17 protein-coding genes are annotated in these 19,425 nt (G+C 63.7%); 1 reads left to right on the top strand and 16 read right to left on the bottom strand.

Annotated features, from left to right (window positions below):
* The 12 genes from bla to BZG29_RS12205 all read right to left on the bottom strand — a co-directional run bounded on the left by bla (nucleotide 1) and on the right by BZG29_RS12205 (nucleotide 11,245).
* On the bottom strand, nucleotides 1–936 hold the full coding sequence (gene bla, locus BZG29_RS12260; RefSeq protein WP_253192862.1) for a subclass B3 metallo-beta-lactamase: 936 nt from the start codon (nucleotides 934–936) through the stop codon (nucleotides 1–3).
* Between the two features lie 80 nt (nucleotides 937–1,016).
* Nucleotides 1,017–2,780 carry a M56 family metallopeptidase gene (locus BZG29_RS12255; protein ID WP_077402933.1) on the bottom strand — a complete coding sequence of 588 codons (1,764 nt, stop codon included), beginning with the start codon at nucleotides 2,778–2,780 and terminating at the stop codon, nucleotides 1,017–1,019.
* A complete protein-coding gene (locus tag BZG29_RS12250) occupies nucleotides 2,777–3,169 on the bottom strand; it encodes a BlaI/MecI/CopY family transcriptional regulator (RefSeq protein WP_077402930.1) in 393 nt (130 codons plus the stop codon). Before BZG29_RS12250 ends, BZG29_RS12255 begins: the two co-directional genes overlap by 4 nt.
* Nucleotides 3,170–3,230: 61 nt before the next feature.
* The gene (locus BZG29_RS12245) at nucleotides 3,231–4,724 is read right to left on the bottom strand and encodes a hypothetical protein (protein WP_077402926.1); all 1,494 of its coding nucleotides are present in this window, start codon (nucleotides 4,722–4,724) and stop codon (nucleotides 3,231–3,233) included.
* A 98-nt stretch (nucleotides 4,725–4,822) separates the two neighbouring features.
* On the bottom strand, nucleotides 4,823–6,169 hold the full coding sequence (locus tag BZG29_RS12240) for a DUF3422 family protein (protein ID WP_077402923.1): 1,347 nt from the start codon (nucleotides 6,167–6,169) through the stop codon (nucleotides 4,823–4,825).
* 122 nt (nucleotides 6,170–6,291) lie between these two features.
* Nucleotides 6,292–7,500 carry a multidrug effflux MFS transporter gene (locus BZG29_RS12235; protein WP_077402920.1) on the bottom strand — a complete coding sequence of 403 codons (1,209 nt, stop codon included), beginning with the start codon at nucleotides 7,498–7,500 and terminating at the stop codon, nucleotides 6,292–6,294.
* Nucleotides 7,497–8,171 carry a CerR family C-terminal domain-containing protein gene (locus BZG29_RS12230; RefSeq protein WP_171984997.1) on the bottom strand — a complete coding sequence of 225 codons (675 nt, stop codon included), beginning with the start codon at nucleotides 8,169–8,171 and terminating at the stop codon, nucleotides 7,497–7,499. Before BZG29_RS12230 ends, BZG29_RS12235 begins: the two co-directional genes overlap by 4 nt.
* A gap of 122 nt (nucleotides 8,172–8,293) precedes the next feature.
* Nucleotides 8,294–8,764 (bottom strand): copper chaperone PCu(A)C, encoded by a 471-nt coding sequence (locus tag BZG29_RS12225; RefSeq protein ID WP_077402914.1) that lies wholly within the window; start codon nucleotides 8,762–8,764, stop codon nucleotides 8,294–8,296.
* Nucleotides 8,765–8,784: 20 nt separating this feature from the next.
* Nucleotides 8,785–9,381: an SCO family protein gene (locus tag BZG29_RS12220; RefSeq protein WP_077402911.1), complete on the bottom strand. Its 597-nt coding sequence runs from the start codon at nucleotides 9,379–9,381 to the stop codon at nucleotides 8,785–8,787.
* A gap of 83 nt (nucleotides 9,382–9,464) precedes the next feature.
* Nucleotides 9,465–9,851 carry a DUF2946 domain-containing protein gene (locus tag BZG29_RS12215; protein WP_253192861.1) on the bottom strand — a complete coding sequence of 129 codons (387 nt, stop codon included), beginning with the start codon at nucleotides 9,849–9,851 and terminating at the stop codon, nucleotides 9,465–9,467.
* 36 nt (nucleotides 9,852–9,887) lie between these two features.
* A complete protein-coding gene (locus BZG29_RS28470) occupies nucleotides 9,888–10,481 on the bottom strand; it encodes a hypothetical protein (protein WP_077402905.1) in 594 nt (197 codons plus the stop codon).
* Between the two features lie 62 nt (nucleotides 10,482–10,543).
* Complete coding sequence (locus BZG29_RS12205) at nucleotides 10,544–11,245, bottom strand: Crp/Fnr family transcriptional regulator (protein WP_077402902.1); 702 nt, start codon at nucleotides 11,243–11,245, stop codon at nucleotides 10,544–10,546.
* A gap of 113 nt (nucleotides 11,246–11,358) precedes the next feature.
* On the opposite strand from BZG29_RS12205, the gene BZG29_RS12200 reads away from it, so the two are divergent.
* On the top strand, nucleotides 11,359–12,993 hold the full coding sequence (locus BZG29_RS12200; RefSeq protein ID WP_077402899.1) for an acyl-CoA synthetase: 1,635 nt from the start codon (nucleotides 11,359–11,361) through the stop codon (nucleotides 12,991–12,993).
* A gap of 2 nt (nucleotides 12,994–12,995) precedes the next feature.
* On the opposite strand, the gene BZG29_RS12195 is transcribed toward BZG29_RS12200, so the two are convergent.
* The 4 genes from BZG29_RS12195 to BZG29_RS12180 all read right to left on the bottom strand — a co-directional run bounded on the left by BZG29_RS12195 (nucleotide 12,996) and on the right by BZG29_RS12180 (nucleotide 18,891).
* Complete coding sequence (locus tag BZG29_RS12195) at nucleotides 12,996–14,411, bottom strand: MFS transporter (protein WP_077402896.1); 1,416 nt, start codon at nucleotides 14,409–14,411, stop codon at nucleotides 12,996–12,998.
* A gap of 73 nt (nucleotides 14,412–14,484) precedes the next feature.
* Complete coding sequence (locus BZG29_RS12190) at nucleotides 14,485–15,201, bottom strand: hypothetical protein (RefSeq protein WP_077402893.1); 717 nt, start codon at nucleotides 15,199–15,201, stop codon at nucleotides 14,485–14,487.
* A 77-nt stretch (nucleotides 15,202–15,278) separates the two neighbouring features.
* Complete coding sequence (locus tag BZG29_RS12185; protein ID WP_077402890.1) at nucleotides 15,279–16,379, bottom strand: branched-chain amino acid aminotransferase; 1,101 nt, start codon at nucleotides 16,377–16,379, stop codon at nucleotides 15,279–15,281.
* 163 nt (nucleotides 16,380–16,542) lie between these two features.
* On the bottom strand, nucleotides 16,543–18,891 hold the full coding sequence (locus BZG29_RS12180; RefSeq protein WP_077402887.1) for a TonB-dependent siderophore receptor: 2,349 nt from the start codon (nucleotides 18,889–18,891) through the stop codon (nucleotides 16,543–16,545).
* Nucleotides 18,892–19,425: the final 534 nt, after the last annotated feature.

Here is a 19,425-nt window from a genome sequence, read left to right as displayed (position 1 = left end):
TTAATGTGCGTGCACGGCGGCCTTGGCTTCAAGAGGCGCCGCCTCGTCCCGTTCCTTCGCCAGGCGCTTGGCCAGCAAGCCGCCCGCTTCGGCCGCATAGGCGCGGCAGGCGCTGGCGTCGATCAGGGGATTGTCCGTGCCGCTGCGCCTGGCGGCCTTGCCCAGCACGTCCGTCGTGCCCGGATGCACGGGGATGATGATGTCGCATGGCAAGGCCGCCACCTTGGCGATGCTCGCTTCGAACGAAGCCGAAATATCTGGCGAACCTCCCTTGCCCTTGCCCGTATAGCGGAAATCGCCGCTCGCATACGGGTTCAGGCTGTCCGCATACACGACATCCAGGCAGCGGTCGCCTTCGCACGAGGTCCACGTCCACGTCGTGCCGCCTGGCGTGTGGCCCGGCGTCATGTGGGCCGTCAAGGTCAACGGTCCAACCTTGACGGCATCGCCCTCGCCCACCAGGCTGACCTTGCGCACCTTGGCGACATGCACGACGGGATTGGCCTGGTATTGCGGGTCATCCTTGCCATTCGTGCCGCTTTGCAGCCCCAGGGCGCCCGAGGCGCTGGCCATCACGGTGGCGCCGCTGGCCCGTTGCAGCGCGGCAATGCCGCCCGCATGGTCCCAATGGGCGTGCGAATTGAGGATGACTTTCACATCCTCGATGCGAAAGCCCAGCGCCTTGATATTGTCGATGATCAAGGGAGCCGATTGCGGCAGCGCGCCGTCGAGCAGGATATGGCCCTTCGGACTCGTCACCAGCACGGCGGACAAGCCCGCCGTGCCCACATACCAGGTATTGCCAAAGACATTGAACGGCTTGACGGGCGCGTTCCATTCCTTGCAATTGTCGCAATTAACAGGTTTATCCTGCACCGGTGCGGGTGTCTTCGCCTGCACCGTGCCAGCCGCCATGGTCGCAACCGTAGCCAGCATCAACTTCGCCAATAGTGTCATCTTCATCTCCAGAGTGTCAAAAAGAAGGGCGCCCGCACTGGCGCGCCCGGGGGGGGGTATCAATGCATGCGGCCGGTCCTGTCGGCCAGGGTGTCGCGGATGTGTCCGGCGTCGAGCGAGCGCCGCTGCGCGCCGGCGGCATCGAGCAGCACCACGGTGACGTGCTTGCCGCCGCTGCGCATGCGCATCGTCAGGCAGCTGCCCGCCGCGTGGCTGCTGCCCGTCTTGGACAGCAAAATGTCCCAGCCCTGGCCGCCCACCAAGGGATTCGTGTTGTGCAAGGTGCGGACCTTGCCATTGACGGCCACGCTCGCTTGCGGGTGGCTGGTGATGCGCGCGATGTCCGGATAGCGCGCGGCCGCCGCGACGATCTTCGCTACCTCGCTGGCCGTGGACGTATTCGCGGGCGAACTGCCGACCGGGTCCGTCAAGGTGGTGCGCGTCAAGCCCAGCTGGCGTATCTTCGCCTGCAAGGCTTGCTGAAAAGCCGCGTTGCCGCCGGGATAAGTGCGCGCCAGCGCGGCGGCGGCGCGGTTTTCGGATGGCAGCAGCGCCAGTTGCAACAGCGCGCCGCGCGACACGGCCACGCCCTCGGCCAGCAGGCTGTGGCGCTGCAAGGACGCATCGCCATCGGCGCGCGCGATGCGCAGCTGTTCCTCCGGGTCAAGGCCCGCATCGAGCACCACCATGGCCGTCATCAGCTTGGTGATCGAGGCGATGGGCACGACGGCGTCCGCATCTTTCGCCATCAGCACCTGGCCCGTGCTGTCGTCAAATACCAGCATGTGTTTCGCGCTGACGGGCAAGTCCAGCATGGCGGAGGCAGCGTCGGCCAGGATCGTCCCATTGACGGCGGGCTTGCCCTGCACCTGCAGCAGCAGGGTGGCGCAGGCCAGCAGCAAGGCGGGCACGGCCAGCTTCCAGCCGGCCGTATCAAGCCCGGGGGCCATCAGGCGTTCGATGCGCGTCAGCAACGCCCCGCCCCGGGCCGACATCAGCAAGCCGGCATGCTGCGGCGCGGCAGCGTGCAAGGACAAGGCATGCAGCGCCGTGGCCAGCTGCTGCGGGTCTTGCAGCGCTTGCGCGGCCAGCGCGTCGGCCACCTGCTCCCGTTCGGCCCGCATGCGCGCCGACAGCCACCAGACAACGGGGTGAAAAAACAGCAGCGCCTCGGCCACGCTTTGCAGCAGGTTGACCAGGTAATCCCAGCGCCGCACGTGCGCCAGTTCATGCGCCAGCAAGGCTTCGAGCAAGGCGACGGGCATGCCGCTCAGCAAGGCGGCCGGCAGCAGGATGACGGGGCGCCAGAATCCCACCGTCACCGGGCTGGACAATCCCCCATGCAGCTTCAGCGGCACGTGCTGACTGCCACGCAAGCCCATGCGCAGCGCCAGCGCATCGAGGCGCGCCTGCCAGATGGCCGGCGCGGCCACTGCCTGACGGCGCAGCTTGCCGACCCAGGCCAGGCCCAGGCACAGGCGCAAGCTCATCAGGGCGACACCGGCGCTCCAGGCCAGCACCAGGGCCGGCATCCACGCTTGCAGCGCGGCGCGCCAGGCGGGCGGCGCGTCCACCGTCAGCCGGGCCGGCGATGCGCCCGACAGCAGAGACAGCAGGTGCACAAAAGGAATACACAGGCACAGCAGCAGTGCCAGCGCGCAGACGGCATAGCGCCAGCGCGCGCTGGCGTGGCGCAGCAGCCAGAGCAATACGGCAGATACGGCGCCGACGATCAAGCCCTGCCAGACGAAATACAGCAAGACCCAGCCCAGCGCGGGGACCAGCTTGCCCACTTCGATGCCGAGGCGCAGGTCCAGGTTCATGGCTGTTTGCCATCCTTGCTGCGCAGGATTTTTTCAATTTCCAGGCGTTCCGCGTCGCTCACGTGCTCGCGTAGCGCCGTCAGCACGAGCGCCTTGCCGGAACCGGAAAACACCTTGCCGATCAAGTCCTTGAGCAGACTCGTCTGCAGCTTTTCCTGCGCTTCGACGGCGGCATACAGCTGCGGCCGCTGGCTTTCGTCGCGGCTCAGCAAGCCCTTGCCATGCATCAATTGCAACTGGCGCAGCACGGTGGCGTAGCTGGCGTCAGCACGCTCTGCGGCCAGAGCGTCGTACACGGCGCGCGCGTCGGACGGACCGCGCTGCCACAGGATGCGCAGCAGGTCCAGTTCGGCGGCCGTGGGATGGGGAGTGGAGGTATTTTTTAACATGCCGCTAGAATACCGATTCTAGAACGCGCTGTCTAGAACTTTTTTTCTAGTACATGCGTCACTAAAAATCGCGCAAGCGGTCGAACAAGGCATACAGCGCCGCCACATCCGGCAGCGCCACCTGTGCCAGCACCTGCTCCAGCGCCACATAGATTTCATCGCGCTCCACCGTCTCGATGACGCTGGAACGCCGCTCGATCTGGTTGAATACGCCGACATAGGCAGTGACCATCTGCTGCGCCATGGCTTGCACCGTCCCGGCATCGTTCACCCCGTCGAGCGTGCGCGCCGTGGCCAGCAGCTTTTTATACGCCTGCGCGGCCTTTTTGGAATACGCCGCCGAAATATGTGCGCGGCCATCCCAGTCGCGGAACGCGTTATGCAGGTTTTCCGCCAGCCATTCCGGCTTGCGCGGCCGCGTCACGGACAAGTCCAGACCCAGCGCCGCCGCCTTTTTATAGCGGGCCTTGATGGCCTTGGCGGCGTCGGCCGGCAGGCTGGTCAGGCACAGGCTGGACAAGGCCGGCAACTGCGCCGGCGCGGGGAAGTCGTCGGCACCGTAGCCGAACAGCTCATACGCGGTGAAGGAGCGCAAACGGTCCAGTCTGGCGATGCTGGCCAGGTTCGACGCCACGCCCGGCTTGCCCCATACCGTCAGGTCCGTCAGCACGGGGAAGCGTTGCGCCACGGTATCGAAATCCACAGCCGGCATGGCGCTCAGCGACAAGCGCGCCAGCTGGTCGAGACCATGGAATGGCGCCAGGGTGCCGGACAACTGCAGCCGCAGGAAGCGCCCCGCATGCGGGTCGTCGATGCGCAGCGCGGGCGACGGCGCGCCATTCAGGATCAGGGTGCTCAAACCCTCGTTCAGGCGCAGCGAGCGCAAGCCTGCGCCATGCACGACGAGGCGGCTGACATTGCTGTTGCGCAAGTCGAGTTCGCTCTCCGTCGACGATTGCCAGTGCACTTCGTTGATGATGGGGTTGCCGTTGATGTAGGCGGCCAGCGCCGCGCTGCCGTGGCGCGTCTCGATGGTCGTCAGGCAGGGCAGCTGGTCCAGTTCGGACAGGTCGCCCAGCGCCTGCAGGATGCCGTCGTCGATGCGGCTCGTCTTCTGGCGCACGGCCTGGCCGCCTATGCGTACTTCCTCGCTCGATGCCGCCTTGAAGCGCTGGCGCCTGGCCGGGTCGACCTGTTCCCAGCGGCGCTGGCGGTACACGCTGTCGCCCATGTGCCAGCCGCCGCTGTAGCTTTTCACTGCTACATCGACCAAGGGCGCGACATTGGCCACCAGGCTGTAATGGCGCGGCACTTTTGCATTGGCAAAGCTGTGGTCGTGGCGCTTGTTCCAGAAATAGTAATCGCACACCAGCGGGCGCATCGCCTGCACGGCCGCGGCATCGGGCAAGGCGTCGCCCGTCCAGTCCAGCTGCAAAATGGCGGCCAGCGGGGCGCTGCCGGACGCAGCATCGTCGATGGCCGTGACCTGGCAAGCCACATACTGCTGCAGCCTGTGCGAAAACACACTATAGATATCTCCAACCTTGGCAAGCACGCTGATTTCCTTGTAGCAAACAATGAGGCCAGCACGATAGCAAAGATTGGCGGCGCGCGGCGTACGCGCCGCCGGAGCCGTCAAGGTGCTTACATGGCTCAGTCCACGTGCAGCTTGTGGTGCATGCGGCGCAAGCCCAGCCAGACGCCAGCCGCCACGAACGGCACCAGGGCGCCGACGAGGATTTCCGGGTTCACGGGCAAGCCCAGCACCTTGGCCGCCTTGCCCGTGTAGCTGCACAGGCCGATCACGTAATACGAGATGGCGGCCACGGACAAGCCTTCCACCGCTTGCTGCAGGCGCAGCTGCTGCGCCGCGCGGGCGTTCATCGATTGCAGGATTTGCCGATTTTGCAATTCCTGCACGATGCCCACGCGCGTGCGCAGCAAGTCATTCGTGTTGGCAATGCGCTGCGCCATCGCTTCCTGGCGGCTGGCCATCGCTTCGCACGTGTTCATGGCGGGCGTCAACCGGCGGTCCATGAATTCCTCGACCGTCGGAATGCCCTCGATGCGCACTTCGCGCAACTCGTCGATGCGCGCCTTCACAAGCCCCATGTACGCTTTCGAGGCGGAAAAACGGTAGCTATTGTCGAGTGACAATTTTTCAATGCGGGCCGCCAGGCGCGTGATGCGGTCCAGCAAGGTTTGCTCGGCCACGCCCTCGTCGGCCTTGACCAGGCCCGGCGCGTCGTCCGTGTCGACCATGGCGGCGGCCAGGGTCGCCAGTTCGTTCTCGATGGCATTGAGCGACGGCGCCGCCTGCATGGCGTAGGGCAAGCCCAACAAGGCCATCATGCGGTAGGTTTCGATTTCCAGCACGCGCTGCACCAATCGGCCCGACTGCTGCGAGCGCATGCCCGCATCGCGGATGACGAAACGGCTGAAGCCGTCGGACTGGATCGTAAAATCCGTCCACAATTCGCCGCCCTGCAGCACCTTGCTGCCGGCCAGGGTATTGCCTTCGAACACGCGCGACAAGCCCTGCATGAAGATTTCGGCCGGCTCGGTTGCCTGCTCCAGCACCACGTGCGCGGCCACCATCAGCTTGCCCTTCAAGCCCGCCAGCCATTGCTGCGGCAATTGCGCCAGCGGCATGCGCTCGAACGCCTGCTCCAGGGGCAAGGCGGTACCCGGATGCTCGGCGAACGTAAACGTGGCAAATTCCGTGTGGCACTCCCATTTCAGACGGAAGCGGCCGAAGTCGTAATAAAAATACTTGGCTTCGGCGGCGGGCGGCGTGACGCCGAAATGCGTGCACAGGGCCGCCAGGGTGGCGTGCTGGGCCGTCATATTCGACGCGCCCGGCGCCGCGCTGTCATCTTTATAGACGGCCAGATGGGTGATCAGCTCGGGGGCGTCGAGCTGCAAGAACGGCCGCGAGTGGATTTCCGCAGCCAGCGGCACGCGCAAGGCGTGGTTCAAACTGGAGTTAATCAAGTGCATGATAGCCAAAGGTAAAGTTGCAAAACTGCTTAGACCCGCGCGCGTGCTGCCGTGCCCGCAGCGGGGGTCTGATTGTCACAGTGTAACAAAGCAGAAAGCATGCCATCTTTTTCCAGGGCCCATCATGCTGTTTTGGCAAGTCCAGTGACGCCCTGCCCCGCCCCCTGGCGGCTGCCCAGCCACCAGAATACGGCGGCCAGCGCCACGGCCGAAGCCTGTCCCAGCGCCAATTTAAATGCGCTGTCGAACAGCAACGGTGCAACAAAACCGGACACCAGCGCAAACACCAGCATTTGCACGAAATTCTGTAGGGACGCCGCCAGGCCCCGCATCTGCGGGAAGATGTCGAGCGTCGACATGGTCATGCCCGGCAAGGCCAGCGACATGCCGAACGCGTACAGCATCACGGGCACGACGGCGAACGGGATGCTGGCGGCGAACCAGTGGTTGTAGATGATATTGAGCGCGCCCGTGGCCGCCATGGCCAGCAAGCCCCAGCGCACCAGCACGGTGCTTTTCACTACGTGGGCCAGCTTTCCCGACAGCGCCGAGCCCAGCACCAGGCCCGCCACCATGGGGATGAACATCCAGCCAAACGCCGTTTCCGGCAAATGCAGCAGTTCCAGGATGAAATGCGGCGCCGAGGCGATGTACAGGGCGAAGCCGCCAAAGGCGAAGGCCACGGCCAGCGAACGCAGCAGGAAAGCCCGGTGGCGCAAGGCCAGCCAGTAATTGCGCGCGATGTTGCCTGGGTGGAAAGATTGGCGTTGCTCGACAGCTAAACTTTCCGGCAAGCCTTTCAGGCAGGCGAGCGCCAGCAGCACGGTGACGGAAAAGGTGAACACGAACGTCGATTGCCAGCCGTAGGCCACGTGCAGCCAGCCGCCGATGATGGGGGCGATGGCGGGCGCGATGCCGAACACCATCATGATATTGGCCAGCATCTTTTGCGCGGCCGCGCCCGATAGACTGTCGCGCACGATGGCTTGTCCGATGACCCTGCCCGCCCCGGCCGAGGCGCCCTGCATGCCGCGGAAGAACAGCAGCCAGCCAAAGCTGGGCGCGAACGCGGCGCCGATGGAGCCGACGGCAAAGATCAGCAGTGAAGCGAGGATCACGGGACGGCGGCCGAACGAGTCGGACAAGGTGCCGTAGAACAAGGTCATGAAGGCATAGGCGGCCAGGTAGACGCTCAGGGTCTGCTGTACCAGCACGCTGCTGACGTCGAAATGCGTGCCGATCGCGGGAAACGACGGCAAAAAGGTATCCGTGGCGAACGGGCCCAGCATGGCCAGCCCGGCCAGCACCAGGGTCAGGTTGCGCGCCTTCATGCGCCCGCCTGCACGGTATATTGAAGGCGCAAGCCATCGAGGGCCGCCAGCGAGAACGCGGCGACATGCTGCGCGATGCTGGCGGTGCCCGCCTCGTCATAGGTGATTTCCGGCGCCACCAATTCATGCACAATGCGCGACCGGGCGTAGAACACGGCCTGGCCGATCACGCTGAACACGCATTTCTGCACCACGTCCGCCGGCATGGCCTGCCCCACCACGCCACGGATCAAGCTGGTGAACAGCGCATGGTGCGCGCGCACATCGCGGTCTGCCAGCATGTGGATGGCGGCCGTCGGTTCGATCAGTTCGCGCGCCACCAGGCGGCTGAACAGCGAAGATGGTCCCGGACGCAGCATGTCGAATACCATCGCTTCTATCGCCAGGCGCAACTGTTCCACGGGTGCCACGGCCACCACAGGGCCGGCATCCGCCGCGGCAGCAGCCGAGGCACGCGCCAGCGCGCGCGCATGGTCGAAGGCCGCCAGGTACAGCTCTTCCTTGCCATGAAAATAATAATTGACCATCGCCACGTTGACGTGGGCCGCTTCGCAAATCCGGCGCACGGACGCGAGCCGGTAGCCTTCGTCGGCAAACAGCTGGACCGCCACTTGCAGGATGCGCGCGCGCGCCGGCTCCGTTTCCTTGTCGCTTCTCGTTTCTTGCTTCATGCCATTCCCATCGTTTAAACAACCGTTTAACATTATGGGGAATTATATCAAACAGCCGTTTAACTTTCAGGCGGACGTAAAAAAGCCCGGCGAACCGGGCTTTTCAAGGGCGTATCGGCAGCTTAATGCTTCATCGCCGGCATCGGGGCCGAGGCGGTGCCCAGCGGACGGGCCACGGCATTGACTTCGATGGTTTCGCGGCGCTTGTCCTCGCCTTCGACGACGAGGGTCAGCGGAATCTTGTCGCCCGCCTTCACCTGTCCTTTGAGTTCCAGCAGCATCACGTGGTAGCCGCCCGGCTTCAGTTCGACGGCTTTGCCGGCCGGCAAGGCGATTTCCTTGACCTGGCGCATGCGCATCATATTGTCCGTCATGCTCATTTCGTGGATTTCCGCCACGCCCGCCACGGGCGAGCGCACTTCCAGCAGGCGCATGGCTTTCGGCGCCGTGATCTGCATGAAGGCGCCCGTGGCTTTTTGCTGCGGCACGGTGGCGCGCACCCACGGGTCGGTAATTTGCACGGAAGTCTGGGCAACGGCGGAGAAGGACAGCACGGTCAGGGCCGCGGCCAGCAGGGTTTTCAGGTGGGTCATGATTATTCCTTTCGTGATAGTTACAAGGTGTATTTCGATTTCATCAAGGTCTTGATGTCCTGCACGCACTCGTCGCCCGTCAACTGGTGCTTCAAGCCCAGGCGCATGCGCCCCTCGTTATCGAGCACATAGCTGATGGCCGTGTGGTCCATCGTGTACGAGCTGCCGCTGGGCACGCGGCGGTAGAAGACCTTGTAATTGAAGGCCGTCTGCGCCGTCGCCTGCGGGTCCGTGCGCAAGCCGAGGAAGCTGGGGTCGAAGGCGCGCATGTACTCGCCCAGCAACTCGGGCGTATCGCGCTCGGGGTCGATGCTGATGAAGATCACTTGCAGTTTATCCCCATCGGCGCCCAGCTTCTGGCGGATTTCCAGCGCGCGCGACAGGGCCGTCGGGCAAACGTCCGGGCATTGCGTAAAGCCAAAGAAAACCATCACATACTTGCCCTTGAAGTCGGCCAGGGTGTACACCTTGCCGTCGGGGCCGCTCAACTTGAAGTCGGGCTTGTAATCGCCCCCCGTCAGGTCGAGGCCGTTGTAATGGGGTTTCGGTGCTTGTTCGCAAGCGGCAAGCGTGAGCAATCCCGCCGTGCCGGCGAGAAGGAAAAGACGACGTTTCATGGCAATTCCGGCCCAATGGGCGTAGTTGAGACAAGTTAGGACGCAGGTACTCTGCCGCAGGGCGGCAGGCAGAACAGAGGTATTCAGGCCAGTTCAGGCGGACCGCGGGGGCTGGCAGCCAGCCATGCGAACGGCGCTGTGGGTGCCTGGTAAAACAATGGCGGATAGTGGTCGTGGCCCGTGACGACGGCCAGCGGCGAGGATGAGGACGGCGGCAAGCCAACGCTGCCCGCATGGCTCATGCAGAACGGGCAATGCTCGATGTGGTGCAGCACGGAATCGGTGGTGGACTTGGCGGCCGGCGCCAGGTCCGCTTGCGTGTAGACGGCGCCGCTGGCCGAGCAGATCTCGACGGCGGCATTGTTCGCGTTGGCGTGCAGCGAAGCAAACGCATACGACAGGGATGGCGACAGCGCATTGAGCAGTATCGCCAGGCAGGCGAACCACATATGCCACTGTTTGCGCTTCAATAATGATCCCATGGCCCCGATTATAACGGAGTCTGGCTATGCGGGCGCCTGGCCGCGCAGGAACAGGCTGGGACGCACGCCCGCCACGTCCACGCAGGCGTCGCAAAACGCGGGGATCGAGGCAAAGCCGGAACCGGCCGCCACTTGCGCCAGGTCGCGTTCGCCGTGCTCGCCCTCGGCGTCCGCTTGCGCCGCCGTGTGCAGCGCGTGCGCCAGGCGCTGTTCGCGCACTAAACTGAGCAGTGCCTCGCCCTCGGCAAACAGGCGCGCCCTGGCCTTGTGCGGCGTCACTTGCCACAAGGTCGCCAGGCGCGCCGCCGTCCATTTGCCTTGCGGCGTATCAAAGATGTGCTGCGCCAGCGCCTGGCTCCAGCGCTTGCCGCCGCCGTGGCCGCCTTCGGGTTCATCGCCTTCCAGCGCCAGAGTGAACACGGCCGGTTTGCCCCGCCCCGGCATCACGTCGCAGGCGAAGCGCAAGAAGGCGGGCACGACGAAGCTGTCGCCGCTGGCCAGTTTCTTGGTGGCGATTTCATTGTGCAAAGTCACAAAACCCTGGCGCACGGTAACGCGCAGGCGGAGCGGAAAGCGCAAGCCCAGCAAGTGCAAGGGGTGATCGGAAACGAGGGCCATGCGTCAGGTCAAGTTGGTGAACGAGCCGCCAGCATGCCACACATCGCGCGTCCGGTCTGTCATCACAGCGACGCCACGCCGTAACGGCGCAAGCCGTCGAGGTCGACCACGCGGATGGATTGGTAGGCGATGCTGATCAGCTTGAGCTCGGCCAAATGGCCCAGCGCCTGGTTCACGCGCTGGCGCGAAATGCCCGTCAGCAAGCCGATTTCTTCCTGCGACAGCTCAAGCACGCTGGACGTGCGCGGATATAACATGGGGTGGAACAGTTGCGCGATGGATTGCGCCACTTGCGCGTCGACGGCCAGCAGGCGCTGGTTCTGGATGGTGGCGATGAATTGCCCCATGCGCTCGTTCAGCTGGCGGATGACGAAGGCATTGAAGGACAGGCTCTCGGCCAGCAACAGGTGAAACAGGTCCACCGGCACGAGGAGGATGCTCGACGCGCGCACGGCCACCACGTCGTAGCGGCGCAGTTCGCGCTTGAGCACGCTGCCCTCGCCGCACCAGCCGCCGGCCGGCACGCCGGAAAACGTGGCGCCGCGCCCGTCGGCATTGTAGACGGCCAGCTTGATCAAGCCCGTGTGCACGCCGATCCAGTGCGCCGACGGTTCACCGCGCCGCGTGATGAAGGCGCCCGCCTCGTAATGCCGCAGCACGCTGCCGGCGCGCAACAGGGCTTGATGCCGCGCATCGAGGGCCGTGAACCAGTCGTGGCTGTCGAGTTCGGGCACGGCACGCTCTACAGTATCGTTGCTATCCATTCCATCCTTCAGTTGTCACTAAGATGACAGTGATTTTCCAGCACCGGTGCTATGCTAACCGGCATCAATCCCGAAACAGGGAGCTATAGAATTTTATTTAACAGGAGACAAGCATGACACCTGATTTCAATACCGGCCTCGGCAAAAACAGCGCCAACTACGCCGCCCTCACCCCGCTCGACTATATCGCCAGGGCAGCGGCAGTATATGGCAATCGCCTGGCAATTGCACATGGCGCCGTGCGCCAGACCTGGCGCGAAACGTATGCGCGCACGCGCCGCCTGGCGTCAAGCCTCATCAAGCTGGGCGTGGGCACGGGCGATACCGTCGCCGTGATGTTGCCGAACACGCCCGCCATGGTGGAAGCGAGCTTCGGCGTCCCGATGGCCGGCGCCGTCCTCAACGCCCTCAATATCCGCCTCGACCTGGCCTCGCTGACCTTCATGCTGCGCCACGGCCAGGCGAAAGTCTTGCTGGCCGACACGGAATTCGCCGAGCTGGCGCGCCAGATGGCGGCGCAGATTCCCGGCTTGCGCGTGATCCAGGTCAATGACGTGCTGGGACCGGAAGTGGAACCATTTGCCGACCTCGACTATGAAGCCTTGCTGGCCAGCGGCGACCCCGAGTACGACTGGCAGCCGCCCGCCGACGAGTGGGACGCCATCGCCCTCAACTACACGTCCGGCACCACGGGCGACCCGAAAGGCGTCGTCTACCACCACCGCGGCGCGGCCCTGAACGCCCTGTCGAACATATTAGAGTGGGACATGCCCAAGCATGCCGTGTATTTATGGACCTTGCCGATGTTCCACTGCAACGGCTGGTGCTTCCCGTGGACGGTGGCCGCGCGCGCCGGCGTCAACGTATGCCTGCGCAAGTTCGAACCCAAGCTCGTGTTCGACCTGATGCGCGAATTGCGCATCACCCACTATTGCGCCGCGCCCATCGTCCATGCGGCGCTGGCCAACGCGCCCGCCAACTGGCGCGACGGCATCGATTGGACCGTGCGCGGCATGGTGGCTGGCGCGCCGCCGCCGGCGGCCATGGTGGCGAAGATCGAAGCCATGGGCTTTGATTTGATCCATTCGTATGGCTTGACGGAAGTGTACGGCCCGGCCGCCATCTGCGCCGAGCAGGACGAGTGGGCGGCCCTGTCGCAGGAAGAACGCGCCGTTTTAAAGTCGCGCCAGGGCGTGCGCTACCACTTGCAAAGCGCCGTGGCCGTGATCGACCCGGAAACCATGCAACCCGTGGCGGCCGACGGCGAACAGATCGGCGAGATCATGTTCCGCGGCAACATCTGCATGAAGGGTTACCTAAAGAATGAAAAGGCGACGCAGGAAGCGTTTGCGGGCGGCTGGTTCCACACGGGCGACCTCGGCGTGATGTATCCGGACGGCTATATCAAACTGAAGGACCGCAGCAAGGACATCATCATCTCCGGCGGTGAAAACATTTCCAGCGTGGAAGTGGAAGATGCGCTGTACCACCACCCGCAAGTGCTGGCCGCCGCCGTCATCGCCCAGCCGGACGAAAAATGGGGCGAGACGCCATGCGCCTTCGTCGAACTGCGCGAAGGGGCGACGGTGACGGAAGCGGAATTGATCGCTTTCTGCAAGAACAACCTGGCCGGTTTCAAGGTGCCGAAAGCCATTTATTTCGGTCCCCTGCCCCGCACGTCGACGGGCAAGATCCAGAAGTTCGAATTGCGCAAGCGCATGCAGTCGGACAAGGCCATCGACGTCTAGGCTTAGCTGCCCTTGCCTGTCAGCCACGCCGGCTGCGCCACCACCAGGCGCGAGAAGCTGGCGATGCTGGCCACGGCGGCGAATCCTGCCGCCAGGCACAGCGCATACGTCGTGCCCCGGCTGGCCGACACCGTGAAGCAGTAGGCGACCAGCGCCGCGCCCGTGGCTTGCCCGATCAGGCGCGAGGTGGCCACCACGCCGCTGGCCCCGCCGGCCCGTTCGGGTGGCGCGCTGCCCATGATGGCTTTCAGATTGGGCGCCTGGAAGAAGCCGAAACCGATGCCGCACAAGGCCATGCGCCAGCCGATGTCGAACACGCTCGGGTGCGCCGGTATCCACACCAGCGTCAGCAAGCCGCCCGCCAGCGCCGCCAGGCCGATACCGCCCAGCACGCCCGGCGAATAGCGGTCGCTGAGGCGACCCGCCACGGGCGCCATCACGGCCACCAGCACGGCCCACGGCGTCATCAAAAAGCCCGTTTCCACGGGTGAACGGCCCAAGGTGACTTCAAAATAGAATGGCAGCGAGACGAAGGCCAGCCCCTGCGCGGCAAACGTGCAGATGGCCGTCAGCGACGACAGCAAGAACAGGGGGCGGCGGAACAGGTCGATCGGCAGCATCGGCGCCGCATGCCCCGCCTGGCGGCGCAGCAGCAAGACAAAAAAGATGACCACGGCCAGCAGTTCCGGCAGCAAGGTCGACAGCGCCGCGTGATGGGCCGCGTCGCCGAACAGCAAGATGAGCAAGCCGAAGGCGCCCACGTTGTACAGCGCCGTGCGCGCATCGAGCGTATGCCCGGAAAGTTTGGTCGCCGGCAGCATGCGGCTGGCCAGGAAAAAGCCGGCCACGCCCAGCGGCACATTGATGGCGAACAGCCACGGCCACGACGCCGTCGCCAGGATCAACGAGGCGGCCGTGGGCCCGATGGCGAACGCAACGGCCACCACCAGCGCATTGTTGCCGAACGCCCGGCCCAGCAAGTGTTTAGGGTACAGGGCGCGCAGCAGCGCCGTATTGACGCTCATCATGGCGCTGGCGCCGACGCCCTGAAACAAGCGCGCCACCACCAGCGAGGGCAAGGACCAGGCCAATGCGCAGGCGAGCGACGCCAAAGTAAATAAAAACATGCCGGAGATAAACACGCGCCGGTAGCCGGCGATTTCGCCCAGCGCGGAAAACGGCAGCAGGGTCGCCACCATGGCCAGCTGATACACGTTGACGATCCAGACGGAAGCGGCCGGCGTCGTGTGCAGCTCGCCGGCGATGGCCGGCAAGGCCGTGTTGGCGATGGCCGTATCGAGCGAAGCCATGCCCACGCCGATGGCCAGCGCCAGCATGGCCCATACACGGGCGCCGGGCGGCAAGCCATCCTCGCCCACCATCACGGCCTGCGTTTGCTGCCGCATAGACTGCTGCATACACTACCTGTTCATCTTGCTGATCCGGACAATACACTAACATGTATGTAAGAAACCTGCAGGACAGGCCAGCTTACTTCTGGCAATCGATGACCTTGAAATCTTTCGAATAGCAGATGCGCAACTCGCCCGAGTGCTTTTCATAGCCGAGCCAGCGGCCCTTCAGTTGCGGATTATGCTGCTTCATCCACTGGAACAGCGCGTTTTTCGGCATGGTGGAGTCCGGCAACTTCAAGGCCTGGAACAGCTCGCGTTCCTTCTCGAAATACTGCTTGGCAGTATCGAAATCGCAGGCGCCATGTTTTTCCCATTCGCCCTGCAGCAAGGCTTCGCCGGGCTGCATGCACATATAGGGCAGGATCTCGGACGGCGCCAGCTTCGGCAAATTGCCCTTGCAATAGCGCGGGTGCAACTCCGTCTTGCGCGGCGGCGTCACGGAAATGTCGTCGCAGCTGGCCGGATTGTTCGACTGCGCCCACAGGCCATGCACGATCCAGCCGAAGTGGTTGCTATCGGCGCACTGGAAGGCGGCCTTCTTCGACACGGCGCCACGGCGGCGCTGGCTGTCGCAAAAGCCTGGCGACCACGACAGCGCCAGCATGAAGTAATCGGTGGGCACGTTCGTGCTTTGCTTGTAGCACGTGTTTTTCTCGTCCGACGGCTTGACGTCGTAGTCGACATAACTGACGTTGCGGGGAATGGCGCAGGCGGCATCGGCCGCGTGGACGGCACCTGCCGACAGGCTGAGGAAAACGGCGGCCAGCGCCGGCAAGACAGTTCGCAATTGCATCGGTTTCCCTTTCAGAATATAAAAACGCCGGCAACTGGGTGCCGGCGCGGTATCAATCAATCAATCAAGCAAGCTGATCAGCAAACCTTGTGCATCCAGCCGTGGGTGTCTGCGGCCGTGCCATGCTGCAAGCCCAGCAGCGCTTCGCGCAGGGCCAGCGTGACGGCGCCGTTTTCATTGTTGTTGATGGTCATTTCAAAGCCGTTGGCCTTGGCCACGCCCACCGGGGTGATGACGGCGGCCGTGCCGCAGGCGAACACTTCGGTCATGCGGCCCGAGGCGATGTCGTCGCGCCATTGCTGGACGGACAACTTACGCTCTTCCGTCGCATAGCCGAGGTCTTTCGCCATTTCCAGCAGGCTGCGGCGGGTGATGCCTGGCAGCAAGGTTCCCGTCAATTCCGGCGTCACCACGGTGACCTTTTCGCCATCTTTATACACGAAGAACAGATTCATGCCGCCCATTTCTTCGATGAATTCGCGGTGCACGGCGTCCAGCCAGACGACCTGGTCGCAACCCTTCTCTTGCGCTTGCGACTGGGCCATCAGGCTGGCCGCGTAGTTGCCCGCGCACTTGGCTTCGCCTGTGCCGCCCGGCGCGGCGCGCACGAAGTCTTCGCTGATCCACACGGTGACGGGTTTCACGCCTTTCGGGAAATAGGCGCCGGCCGGCGAGGCGAACAGCACGAACAGGTATTCTTCCGATGGACGCACGCCCAAGTAAGGGTCGGTGGCGATCATCAGCGGACGCATGTACAGGCTCTCGCCCGTGTTCTTCGGCACCCAGTTGCGGTCTTGCGCGATCAGCGCGTCGCCCGCTTCCAGGAACAGCTCGACGGGAATGGCAGGCATGGCCAGGCGCGCGGCGCTGCGGTTGAAACGTTCCGCATTTTGTTCTGGACGGAAAGTCTTGATGCTGCCATCGGGCTGCGCGAACGCCTTATAACCTTCGAAGATGGCCTGGCCGTAATGCAGCGACGACGCGGACGGGTCCAGCGTCAAAGGGCCGTACGCCTTCAGTTCGCCCTGCTGCCATTTGCCGTCGCGGTAAGGAATCACCACCATGTGGTCGGTGAAGATGCGGCCGAAGGCGGGATTGACCATGCGCGCGGCGCGTTCGGCGTCGGACAGGGGGTGGGCGGATGGGGTGACGACGAGATTCGGTGTGGAAGTGGTCATGGCGGCAATGGGAACTAGTGAACAGTATCCCTATTGTAGCGCCTAATCAGGCAAACGAGGATGGCCGGGACTGCGCCCCGCTCCGTGTCAATCCGGCTGAAAAAAAAGCGCCGTCCACCTTGCGATGGAAACGGCGCTTTTGCATTACAGCAAAATCACTGCATCAGAACTTCATGTTGGCCGTCAGGGTTGCCGAGCGGCCCGGTGCCACGCCAGCGTAATGCGGCGAGGAAACCTTGTCGAAGTACAGCTTGTTCGTCAGGTTCTGGATGTTCAGCTGCAGGGTCACGTTGCGGCTGACGACATAACTGGCCATGGCGTCGAAGCGCGTGTAGGCCGGTGCATACTTGTTGTTGGCCACGTTCGCATAGACCTTGTCGACGTAGTTCACGCCGCCGCCCACCGTGATGGCGGGCGTGACCAGGTAGGACGTCCACAGCGAGGCGCTGTTTTTCGGCGTCGTGGGGAACTGGTTGCCGTTGTACGGCGACGGCGCATACACGGGCAAAGCCGTCGTGCCCGTATTGACATAGCCATTGTTTTCCACGATGGCGTTCAGGTGCGTGTAGCCGCCGAAGACCGACCATTCGCGGGTGATATTGCCGCTCACGCCCAGCTCGATGCCCTTGACTTGCTTGTCGCCCACGTTTTGCGTGCTGCCGTCCGGTGCCGTCACGCGCGCATTGCTCATGTCGCTCTGGAAATAGGCGCCGCTCACGGACAGGCGGCCACCCGGCAGCACTTCCCATTTCGTGCCCAGCTCGAAGCTCTTGCTCTCCTGCGGCTTCAAGTTCTGGATGGCGACCGTCAAGCCGTCGATGCCGTCGCCGCCGTCATTGCCCGGTGGCGTGGACGAGGTGCCGTAGGACACATACACGCTGCTGTTGGCCGATGGCTTGTACACCAGACCCGCCTGGTAGCTGGCGAAGGTGGCGTGCACCTTGGCGCCGGTGGCGGCGGTGGTCTTGCCGTCGAGCGTGTATTGCGGCGTGTTCAGCGAACTCTTGTAGTCATCCCAGCGGATGCCCACGTTGAGCAGCCATTGCGGCGTGAACTCGATGGTGTCGAAGCCGTACACGGAACGCGTGTTGGTGACGATGTTCGTGCGGGCCGGCGACACGGAGCGCGTGTAGACCCATGGGTCGTTGGCGTTCGGATTGAGCAACGGTGCGCAGTTGTACAGGGTGGCCGCGCCATAGGTCGGGCAGTTGGAACCGACTTTTTCCAGCGGGTTGTTCGTCCCCGGGCTGAACAGATAGGAGCTGCGGTCCGTTTCCTCGCGGCCGATTTCCAGGCCCACGGTGTAGGTATGCTTCACGCCGCCGGCCAGGAATTCGCCGCCCAGGCTGGTCGCATTGGCCAGCGCGTCCGTGTCGGTCGTGCGCGTGTTGGCGCGGCGCCAGACGGTGCCGTACAGCATGGTGTTGCCCTTGGAATCGTCGGGCTGGGTCCACACGTAGTCGTTGCTGGTCTTGCCGTAACGGGTCACGTTGCGCAAGATCAATTTGTTGCCGAAATCGTGGCGCACGTCGATGGTGCCGATATCGCTCTGCGTGTCGCGGAAATCGCGGTTGACCAGGCCATAGAAGGTGTCGCGCGGCACGTTGACGGGGGTGCCGTTGCCGTTTTTCGATACATTCGCGCCGGACGAGAACGGGTTGTTGAACGGCAAGCCGGTGTCCGGCAATTCGCTCGACTGCATGTGGTAGTAGCTGAGCGTCGCCTGCGTGGCCGATTTCAGGCCGAAGGTGATCGATGGCGCGATGCCCCAGCGGTCGCCATTGATGTAGTCGCGGCCGGCAACGTGGGCGTCATGCGCCATCACGTTGACGCGCACGGCCACGTCGTCGCTGACGACGCGGTTCGCATCAAGCGTGGCACGGCGGTACTTGGCGCTGCCCAGGCCCACGGTGGCGTTGGTGAAATTGTCGACTTTCGGCGTCTTGCTGATCAGGTTGACGCCGCCGCCCGCGGACGAGCGCCCGCCGTAGGCCGAGTTCGGGCCCTTGACGACTTCGATTTGTTCCAGCGCAAAGATTTCACGCGACTGCGAACCCGTGTCGCGGATGCCGTCGATATACGTATCCGTTTGCGCGTTGTAGCCGCGGATAAACAGGTTGTCGCCCACAGGGTTGCCGCCTTCGCCGGCGCCGATGGTGATGCCCGGCACGGTGCGCAGCGCATCCGTCAGCGAGACGGCGCCCGTTTGCGAAATGATTTCGGCAGGAATCACGGTGACGGATTTCGGCGTGTCCAGCAGCGGTGCCGTCAGCTTGTCGTTGGCCGATTTGACGGGCGCCTGGATCAGGCGGTCAGCCGTGCCCACGACCTTGACTTCCTGCAACTGCTGCGGCTTGTCCGTCGTTTGCGCGTGCAGCGCCAGCGGCATGGCCAGGGTGGCAAACGCGGCCAGGGCCGTGCCATGCATGCGTGGCGCGGCGGCGATCTGGTGCTTGCGGCTGCGGATGAGAACGGCTGGCTTGGCGGCGCCTGCGGTGTGTTTCAATGTCATCGTGTTCTTTCAATCTATCAAGTGGGCTGAATATAGCTGGCGAATGCGCCGTAGCGCCTGGCTGGCCATGCTTGCTTGGGTACTACAAAACTGCCACAGCACCGTCATGCGCGGCGCCCGGGACAAGCCGGGCGGAGCGCGATATTGTCATTGCTGTAGGAAGTGTCCTGCGCCGGTGAGACAGCCAGCCATGCTGGCAGGCGTACTGGTCGCTGAAATCGTCAATGGCTTGCACGGAAAAACGAAGCAAGGAGCTGCCGGACTTGCCTGCCAGGCGGGTCCGCCTGTATCCGCAGCGCATGTTCAACGATTCAGGATCCGCTCATAGTTGCGAATGAGAATGATTTTTATTTTTACATAATTTCACTGTGATGTAAATTATCAATGTCAGCATTTTTCAATTCCGTGGCTCTTTTCTCCGGCTCCAGGGTCCTTGCCATCATTTGCGAATGATTCTCGTTTGCGTTAATATGTCAGCCTTCCTTCTTCCCCGCCATGCCTGACGCCCCTGCATGGCGGCGCCATCGAAAGCCG

This window comes from Janthinobacterium sp. LM6 (assembly GCF_002002885.1).
Lineage (GTDB): Bacteria > Pseudomonadota > Gammaproteobacteria > Burkholderiales > Burkholderiaceae_D > Janthinobacterium > Janthinobacterium kumbetense.
This window is presented reverse-complemented; position numbering and strand designations above follow the sequence as displayed.

Excerpts from the sequence above, each read along its gene's own strand:
- bla (WP_253192862.1), bottom strand. The coding sequence starts at position 936 with ATGCTGGCTACGGTTGCGACCATGGCGGCTGGCACGGTGCAGGCGAAG.
- BZG29_RS12255 (WP_077402933.1), bottom strand. The coding sequence starts at position 2,780 with ATGAACCTGGACCTGCGCCTCGGCATCGAAGTGGGCAAGCTGGTCCCC.
- BZG29_RS12250 (WP_077402930.1), bottom strand. The coding sequence starts at position 3,169 with ATGTTAAAAAATACCTCCACTCCCCATCCCACGGCCGCCGAACTGGAC.
- BZG29_RS12240 (WP_077402923.1), bottom strand. The coding sequence starts at position 6,169 with ATGCACTTGATTAACTCCAGTTTGAACCACGCCTTGCGCGTGCCGCTG.
- BZG29_RS12235 (WP_077402920.1), bottom strand. The coding sequence starts at position 7,500 with ATGAAGGCGCGCAACCTGACCCTGGTGCTGGCCGGGCTGGCCATGCTG.
- BZG29_RS12230 (WP_171984997.1), bottom strand. The coding sequence starts at position 8,171 with ATGAAGCAAGAAACGAGAAGCGACAAGGAAACGGAGCCGGCGCGCGCG.
- BZG29_RS12225 (WP_077402914.1), bottom strand. The coding sequence starts at position 8,764 with ATGACCCACCTGAAAACCCTGCTGGCCGCGGCCCTGACCGTGCTGTCC.
- BZG29_RS12220 (WP_077402911.1), bottom strand. The coding sequence starts at position 9,381 with ATGAAACGTCGTCTTTTCCTTCTCGCCGGCACGGCGGGATTGCTCACG.
- BZG29_RS28470 (WP_077402905.1), bottom strand. The coding sequence starts at position 10,481 with ATGGCCCTCGTTTCCGATCACCCCTTGCACTTGCTGGGCTTGCGCTTT.
- BZG29_RS12205 (WP_077402902.1), bottom strand. The coding sequence starts at position 11,245 with ATGGATAGCAACGATACTGTAGAGCGTGCCGTGCCCGAACTCGACAGC.
- BZG29_RS12200 (WP_077402899.1), top strand. The coding sequence starts at position 11,359 with ATGACACCTGATTTCAATACCGGCCTCGGCAAAAACAGCGCCAACTAC.
- BZG29_RS12195 (WP_077402896.1), bottom strand. The coding sequence starts at position 14,411 with ATGCAGCAGTCTATGCGGCAGCAAACGCAGGCCGTGATGGTGGGCGAG.
- BZG29_RS12190 (WP_077402893.1), bottom strand. The coding sequence starts at position 15,201 with ATGCAATTGCGAACTGTCTTGCCGGCGCTGGCCGCCGTTTTCCTCAGC.
- BZG29_RS12185 (WP_077402890.1), bottom strand. The coding sequence starts at position 16,379 with ATGACCACTTCCACACCGAATCTCGTCGTCACCCCATCCGCCCACCCC.
- BZG29_RS12180 (WP_077402887.1), bottom strand. The coding sequence starts at position 18,891 with ATGACATTGAAACACACCGCAGGCGCCGCCAAGCCAGCCGTTCTCATC.